The following is a 7,168-nucleotide window of genomic DNA, read 5'->3' as shown; positions in this document are numbered from 1 at the left end:
ATCTGTTTTGTTTGAAATCACCTGTTTTGTTTCAATCACATAATACCTGTTTTTGTTTTCATGAGTGCGTCACGTCTCCGAACGAATACTTTATGACGCCTATACTTTACCAGTTTTTGAAACTTAATAGGTCGGCGTCTCAATAACATCTAGATAAACTTTTCGGTGAAGAAACTTTCAACATATCCTTGATTTGACATGACAATTTATCCTGAAAAAGTGATATACAATCCTCGGATACGGAACAATTTGCTTAGTCCACCATCCGATAGCGTTATACAGAAGATTTAAGCTGTAAAAGAAAAATTAAAAAAATTCAAGCATATAATTACTCAGGCATAAAATTATTTACCCGAAAGATATACCAGCATATAGATATATTTGCTTATATACATAATTTGACTTGTAATTCGGAGGGGGACATGCAAGAAACCGAAGCCAAACCTATACGAATTCTCGGAATATCCGGAAGTCCCAGAAATATGGCAACTGATTTTCTGATCCGGGAAGCGCTGAAGATTGCAGAGGAGAAATATGGTGCAGAAACCGATTACTTTTCTGCAAAAGGGAAAAAGCTGAACTTTTGCATCCACTGCGACTTCTGTCTAAAAACAAAGGAAGGCTGCATTCATAAGGATGATATTTCAGCCGAGCTATACGACAAAATGATCTGGGCAGACGCCTGGATTATCGGAACTCCTGTTTATCAGGGAACGCTGAGCGCTCAGACTAAAACAATTATGGATAGATGCAGAGCCGTAGTTGCCAAAAACCCAAAGGTTTTTTTGAATAAAGTTGGAATGGGCATTGCAGACGGAGGAGACAGGATGGGGGGACAGGAACCGGCTATCCAGACTATCCTGAACTTTTATGTGATCAATGAAATGATACCTGTGGGAGGAGGCTCTTTTGGAGCTAACCTGGGGGGGACATTCTGGTCTAAGGACAAAGGGGCAGAAGGAGTCTCAGAAGATTCCGAAGGCATGAGAAGCCTTAGAAGAACCCTTAAAAAACTTGTCCAGACAACCCGGCTTGTAAAAAATGCTTCTTCAGGAACGGAATCCAAACCCCAGTCGTCTGAAACGAAAAAAGAAGAAAGCAAATGATGTAAACTTTGGAAGATGGATTTTCAGGATTCAGGTTAATCAGGAAGAAAAATAATTCCATGATTTGTCAGAACCAGTTAAGGAGGAGTTATTTTGGTAGAATCATTAAATAAGAACATCAAGCGAATAGCATGGGGAATTACAGGTTCGGGAGACCAGATGATTGAGACCTACAGCATTCTGGTAGACATTAAGAACCGAACAAATGTTGAAGCAATGGTTTTTCTCTCTAAAGAGGGTGAGACCGTAATGAAATGGTATCATCTCTGGGATAAAATCCAGAAAGACTTTCCTAACTTTAAGGTGGATGCAGGCCCTAACTCCCCGTTCATTGCAGGCCCACTGCAGATGGGATACTACGACTTCTTATTGATAGCCCCGGCAACCGCCAATACCGTGGCAAAAATTGTGTATGGGATTGCAGATACCCTTGTTACAAACGCCGTTTCTCAGACTGGAAAAGGACAAACACCTATTTTCATCCTGCCAGTAGACCAGAAAAGAGGGAGTGTAAAAACCTCTGCACCCAGTGGCAGAGCCTTTGAACTTAATATGCGTGAAGTAGATGTTCAAAACTCGGAAAAACTTGCACAGATGGAAAATATCACGGTGCTTAAAAGCCCCTACGAAATTTATGACATATTCGGGCTTGAGCGACCTACTGAAGATATAATCCTGAAAGTGAAAGAACGAAAAAAGAAGAAAACTCAGGAAGAAACCAGGATATAAAAACTTTAAAAATTAGGTAATCTGAATATATAAGTTATCATAGGGGGTAAGAAGTATGAGAAGCACGTATCAAGATGTAGTAGAGGAAGTAAAAAATCTTAAAGGAATTGAAGAAGCCGTAGCTCTGGCAATTGAGAGGGAAACAGAGGCAAGAGACTTCTACTTGAGTAAAGCTGCTTTAATGGACAAACCGAAATTTAAGGAACTCTACGAGTACCTGGCAAATGAAGAGGCAAAACATCTTGGCTATCTTGAAAGATATCGGGATCAAAATGAGCTGCTCGTAACCAGTACGGAAATTCCGAGTGGCCAGTCTTTCACCCCTGAGTTTGATATGGGCCGCATAAAAGGTGGAGAGGTTACGCTTGGAGATGCGGGCATCCTTGTTGCAGCCCTGAGGCACGAGAGAAAAAGTGAAGATTTTTATTTGGAAGTCGCAAAAAGGGTCGATGACGAAAGCCTGAAAACTTTCTTCGAGATGCTAGCAGGTTACGAAAGAAGCCATTACGAGTTAATTGACCAGTTCCTGGAAGAGATTACCAGTTTCCGGATGCAGACCTGAAAAACCAGACGAGCTGCGAATATGGATACAGAAGAAACAGGTGGAGTCGTTGAACTCTCCAGTGGTGTATACTGGGTAGGAGCAATTGATTGGAACGGAAGAGATTTTCACGGATTTACTACTCCCGGAGGAACAACCTACAACTCCTACCTGGTCATTGGGGAAAAGACCGCACTTATAGATACGGTAAAATCTCCCTTTGCAGGGGAGATGCTCAGACGCATTAGTCAAATTATAGACCCTTCAAAACTCGACTACATTGTAGTAAACCATATGGAACTTGACCATTCAGGTTCTCTGGCAGAGCTTAAAAAACAAACCGATGCTAAAATACTCATTACAAAAAAGGGCATAGATATCCTTAATGGTTACTTTAAAAGCTCAGGCAGTGAGAACTGGGACCTTGAGGTTGTGAAGACAGGCGACCAGCTGGATCTTGGTGGCAAAACCCTTCTGTTCCTGGAAGCTACAATGCTGCACTGGCCTGACAGTATGGAGACTTTCCTGAAAGAAGACAGAATCCTCTTTTCAAACGATGGTTTCGGGCAGCATATAGCAACATCAAAAAGATATGATTTTGAAGTGGGAGATGTCCTTCCTGAAGCAGCCGAGTACTACGCAAACATTCTCATGCCTTTCCATATGCCGCTTCTTCGTTATCTTGGGTTATTAACCAGGTTGGGAATAGAACCCTTGCAGATAGCTCCTTCTCACGGAATTATATGGAAACGGGATCTGCCGAAGATCCTTGAGGCTTACAGATCGTGGGCTGGTGGAGAGGTAAAAGAAAAAGTGCTTGTGATATATGACACCATGTGGGGTAGCACAGAAATAATGGCAAACGAAATTGCCGAAACTGTCCGAGCCGCAGGTGTGGAGGTAAAACTGCTGAATCTTCGAAAAAGCTCAAGGAGTAATATCATGAAAGAGATGCTTGATGCAGCCGCTTTTGCAGTAGGTTCACCGACCCTTAATAATGGGCTCTTTCCAACGGTCGGTGACTTCCTGGTATATCTCAAAGGCCTACGCCCCCAGAAGAAAAAAGCTGTGGCATTCGGATCCTATGGCTGGGGAGGAGGAGCAGTAAAAATCATAGAACAGGAACTAAAAAGCGCAGGAATTGAAGTGATTGGTCCCGGGTTGCAGGTAAAGTACAGACCATATGAAAAAGAACTGTTGAGATGCAAAAAGCTTGGAGAGCAGCTTGTAGCCATCGCAAAAAAGAATTAATTATTTTATTCCGACTCTCCGTTTAACATTTTTTTGACTCCATTTTTTGACTCCATTTTTTTGAAAGCCTTCCAGAAAGGTTTTCAGCCTTTCAGCCTCAATAGCCGTAGAGCCTGGAATTTTTGTTGGACGTCCTGCAAGAAATACTTTCACTCTGCTAGGCTGAGATTAATAAGTACTGAAGTAGTTTTTAGAAATAGAGGTGAATACAATGGAGGAAATATTCAAAGGATTGATCGAGCGTGCTCTGTATTATGAGCAGTTTGAAAGTTACAGAAACATAAATCCCTCAGTACAGTTTGAAGATATGTCTATACTTAAACAAAAGGCACCAGTAATGAGTATATAAAACCGGATTATTGACGATAGCCTGGAAGCACTTGAGTCATATAATAAAAAACTACGAATTGAAAAGCTGCAAATTAAAAACTGCGAATCAAAATGAAGTAAAACCTCTAAAGAATTGGAACGTTGAGAAGTAAGTTTTCAACATAAATCAATTGAAGTGGATCTCAAGAACAGACCAACTGAGATGCAAAAACTTCAAGAAAAGTCAGAAAAAACCGGAAACATGAAGAAATTCCGACGAAAATTAAAGGCGGAGAGAAACTTACTTTTCAACTGATTCCATTTAAACCTGTAATTTCTATCCCAATTACACAGGATAAAGTTTGAAGTCAATTTTTTATAACTGTTTTTGAAAACATTTGCTGTAATTATTATATTATTCGGTCTTTCCTATGTAGAATCAACCACAAAATGTCGCATAAAATCAATTTCAATTATTCGGAATCATTGAATCCTTGATGACTGACTCGACACTAGTTTTTATTATGAAATGTTAGTATTTAACAAGTATCACTCTCGCCGGAGCTCCGTCCGTATCTATACGGAGAGGCAGACCTATGAATGTATATTCCCCCTCAGGAACACCGGCAAGGTTGAGTCCTAAAAACAAAGTCGTATTATTAATAAGCAGTTCACGGACATCATCGTCCCCGTCAGGTTTTTTGATGCTCAGGTAATCAAATCCCAGGGTTTTGATTCCGGCATTGACGAGGTATTCAGCTGCATCCATTTTAAGGTGTACATAATTTTCAAGGAATTGCACGTACCCAAGAGCCGAGTTTCTGGTCTTGAGAAGTACTATTTCTTCAGGTCCGATTTCAAACTCTTCAAGGTCCTGCATATGAATTTCACTTTCTACCAGAGCGAGGTCAAAAACCCTGCACTTTCCATAAAAATGATCAAGAGGCAAGTCAGCAACTCCTTCTCTACCTTCCTGAAGATGCAGCCTGGACTCTACGTGAGTACCTGTATGGCTTCCAAGAGTCAGGATAGACTCGTTTACCTTATCCCTCGGAACAGAGGCATACCTCTTAATAGAAGGTCCCGGCTTTCCCGGATATACAACCATTTCTTCCGTAATCGGCAGTGAGATATCGAAAAATTGACGCAGAATGAAACCCCCATTCATTCGTTAGCGAGAAGTCAGAATTTAAGTGCGTAGTCATCTTTGATTAAAATGTAACTGCGCCTTATTATAAAAAAGGACTTAAAACATTAAAAACTCTCCTCTGGCAGGAGGCGATCCAACCCTCCAAGTTAAACTATGTTATCAAGTTGAACTATGCTACGGGTCAAACTATGTTACCAGTTCAAACTACGTTACCAGTTCAAACTACGTTACCAGTTCAAACTACGTTACCAGTTCAAACTACGTTACCAGGGTGAGCTGCGCCGATCCTGTATATTGTTCCTCACATATTACTCACCACATATTCCGCAACTGCGTTTCCGACTTCCATTGTGCTAGCCGTCCCTCCGAGGTCAAGAGTTATGATTTTCTTTTGAAGCACATAGGCTATTGCCTCATCGATAATTTGCGACCGAGGTTCTCCCATCCATTCGAGCAGCATTTTTACACAGAGAATCGCAGCAAGCGGATTTGCAATACCCTTTCCGGCAATGTCAGGTGCGCTCCCGTGCACAGGTTCGAAGAAGGCATATTTCTCCCCTATATTGGCACTTGGGACAAGGCCGAGACTTCCTACAAGGGCTGCGCACATATCACTCAAAATGTCTCCGAAGAGGTTCGTTGTAACCACAATGTCGTACCTTTCAGGATGCATAATAAGGTTGTAAGCCATCGAGTCAACCAGCATATCCTCATATTCCACGCCGTTAGCACTGGCGGTTTGCCTGCAAACATCGAGGAAAAGCTTGTCGGATTTCAGGACATTGGATTTATGAACAATGGTCAGCTTGTTCTTTCTTTTCTTTGCAAGCTTACAGGCAGATTCTGCAATCCGCTTGGAACCTTTCCGGGTGACGACTCTTTTCGTCCAGGAGATTTCAGGCCCTATTTCTTCAATTCCAGAATACAGCCCTTCAGTGTTTTCCCTGACAATAATAAAATCGAAATCGTTTCTCCCTGTAACTCCTGTTATGCCGGGCAGAGGTTTTACAGGCCTGACATTAGCATATAGGTCCAGTTCCTTTCGTATTGTCAGGAGCACACTTTTGTAATTCGGATCCGGTACAGTAGTAATTGCCCCAAAAAGGACAGCATCGCACCCCTTTATAGTTTCCAGATCATCATTTGATATTGCAGTTCCTGTCCTTTCCCACCGAGTATAGCCAAGCTCCAGGGAAACTTTTTCAAACTCAAGCCCGAAGGCATCAAGGACTTTAACAGCTGCAGGGATTACTTCCCTACCTATACCATCACCTTCGATTACAGCTAGTCTCATACTAACTGCATCTTAGTTAGTGGTATATGAATCTGGCGTAACTTTTTGAGACATCCAGGATTTGTCAGATCCAGAGTAGATGTTCAGCAAGGATTTTTCCACCAATCCCGATAAGGATAAGCCCTCCAATAATCTCGACTTCGTGCTCAAAAAAATGACCTATTCTGTACCCCAGGACTGCTCCGCAGAAAGACATGAAAAAGGTCACACAGCCTATTATAATCACAGGTTCAAGAATAGGAGTATTGAGAAAAGCAAAGCTAATTCCCACGGCAAGGGCATCTATACTTGTAGCGATTGCGAGCATCAGAAGCACCGGATAATTGAGGGAATTTATCTTCCCATCCGGATCTCCATAAAGAGCCTCATAAATCATTTTGCCTCCGATAAAGGCCAGAAGCCCAAAAGCAATCCAGGGAGCATAGTTTGATACAAAGCCACTTACTGCGCTCCCTCCAAGCCAGCCCAACACAGGCATAAAAGCCTGAAATCCTCCAAAAAAGAAAGCAAGCTTCAGTGCATCCTTTAGATGAAAAGGCCGTATAGTAGTACTGCTGGACATGGAAACTGCAAATGCATCCATTGAAAGCCCAAGTCCTAAAAGGAAATTAGTCAGGAAAGACATTAGGTTAACTCCAGTTTCGTTTTATGAATGAGATTTTTCGGGATCGTTAAATCATTAGTACATGATTTAGGGATAGTTAGAGTTTTAAAACATGATTAGGAGATATTTAAAGATTCAACACGCGATGTAGGGATATTTAAAGGTTTAACACGTGATATAGAGA

General features: G+C 41.7%; 7 protein-coding genes. 4 read left to right on the top strand and 3 right to left on the bottom strand.

What is annotated here, in order from left to right; translation table 11 throughout:
- Positions 1 to 422: 422 nt before the first annotated feature.
- From A9239_RS11230 to A9239_RS11215, 4 genes are all read left to right on the top strand, one after another.
- Positions 423 to 1,106 (top strand): flavodoxin family protein, encoded by a 684-nt coding sequence (locus tag A9239_RS11230; protein ID WP_048121314.1) that lies wholly within the window; start codon positions 423 to 425, stop codon positions 1,104 to 1,106.
- Between the two features lie 93 nt (positions 1,107 to 1,199).
- Positions 1,200 to 1,835 carry an archaeoflavoprotein AfpA gene (gene afpA / locus A9239_RS11225; RefSeq protein WP_048121316.1) on the top strand — a complete coding sequence of 212 codons (636 nt, stop codon included), beginning with the start codon at positions 1,200 to 1,202 and terminating at the stop codon, positions 1,833 to 1,835.
- Between the two features lie 55 nt (positions 1,836 to 1,890).
- Positions 1,891 to 2,397: a ferritin family protein gene (locus A9239_RS11220; RefSeq protein ID WP_048121318.1), complete on the top strand. Its 507-nt coding sequence runs from the start codon at positions 1,891 to 1,893 to the stop codon at positions 2,395 to 2,397.
- A gap of 21 nt (positions 2,398 to 2,418) precedes the next feature.
- Positions 2,419 to 3,627: an FprA family A-type flavoprotein gene (locus A9239_RS11215; RefSeq protein ID WP_048121320.1), complete on the top strand. Its 1,209-nt coding sequence runs from the start codon at positions 2,419 to 2,421 to the stop codon at positions 3,625 to 3,627.
- Positions 3,628 to 4,468: 841 nt separating this feature from the next.
- Here the strand turns inward: A9239_RS11215 and A9239_RS11210 are convergent.
- From A9239_RS11210 to A9239_RS11200, 3 genes are all read right to left on the bottom strand, one after another.
- Positions 4,469 to 5,044: a cyclase family protein gene (locus tag A9239_RS11210; protein WP_230668903.1), complete on the bottom strand. Its 576-nt coding sequence runs from the start codon at positions 5,042 to 5,044 to the stop codon at positions 4,469 to 4,471.
- 343 nt (positions 5,045 to 5,387) lie between these two features.
- Positions 5,388 to 6,380 (bottom strand): isocitrate/isopropylmalate dehydrogenase family protein, encoded by a 993-nt coding sequence (locus A9239_RS11205; RefSeq protein ID WP_048156127.1) that lies wholly within the window; start codon positions 6,378 to 6,380, stop codon positions 5,388 to 5,390.
- Positions 6,381 to 6,444: 64 nt separating this feature from the next.
- Positions 6,445 to 7,005 (bottom strand): manganese efflux pump MntP family protein, encoded by a 561-nt coding sequence (locus A9239_RS11200; RefSeq protein WP_048121325.1) that lies wholly within the window; start codon positions 7,003 to 7,005, stop codon positions 6,445 to 6,447.
- Between the last annotated feature and the right edge of the window lie 163 nt (positions 7,006 to 7,168).

The organism is Methanosarcina sp. A14 (genome assembly GCF_001729375.1).
GTDB lineage: Archaea > Halobacteriota > Methanosarcinia > Methanosarcinales > Methanosarcinaceae > Methanosarcina > Methanosarcina barkeri.
Note: the sequence above shows the minus strand (reverse complement) of the source record. Positions and strands in the feature narration are given on the sequence as shown.

Excerpts from the sequence above, each read along its gene's own strand:
- A9239_RS11220 (WP_048121318.1), top strand. The coding sequence starts at position 1,891 with ATGAGAAGCACGTATCAAGATGTAGTAGAGGAAGTAAAAAATCTTAAA.
- A9239_RS11205 (WP_048156127.1), bottom strand. The coding sequence starts at position 6,380 with ATGAGACTAGCTGTAATCGAAGGTGATGGTATAGGTAGGGAAGTAATC.
- A9239_RS11200 (WP_048121325.1), bottom strand. The coding sequence starts at position 7,005 with ATGTCTTTCCTGACTAATTTCCTTTTAGGACTTGGGCTTTCAATGGAT.
- A9239_RS11215 (WP_048121320.1), top strand. The coding sequence starts at position 2,419 with ATGGATACAGAAGAAACAGGTGGAGTCGTTGAACTCTCCAGTGGTGTA.
- A9239_RS11210 (WP_230668903.1), bottom strand. The coding sequence starts at position 5,044 with ATGGTTGTATATCCGGGAAAGCCGGGACCTTCTATTAAGAGGTATGCC.
- A9239_RS11230 (WP_048121314.1), top strand. The coding sequence starts at position 423 with ATGCAAGAAACCGAAGCCAAACCTATACGAATTCTCGGAATATCCGGA.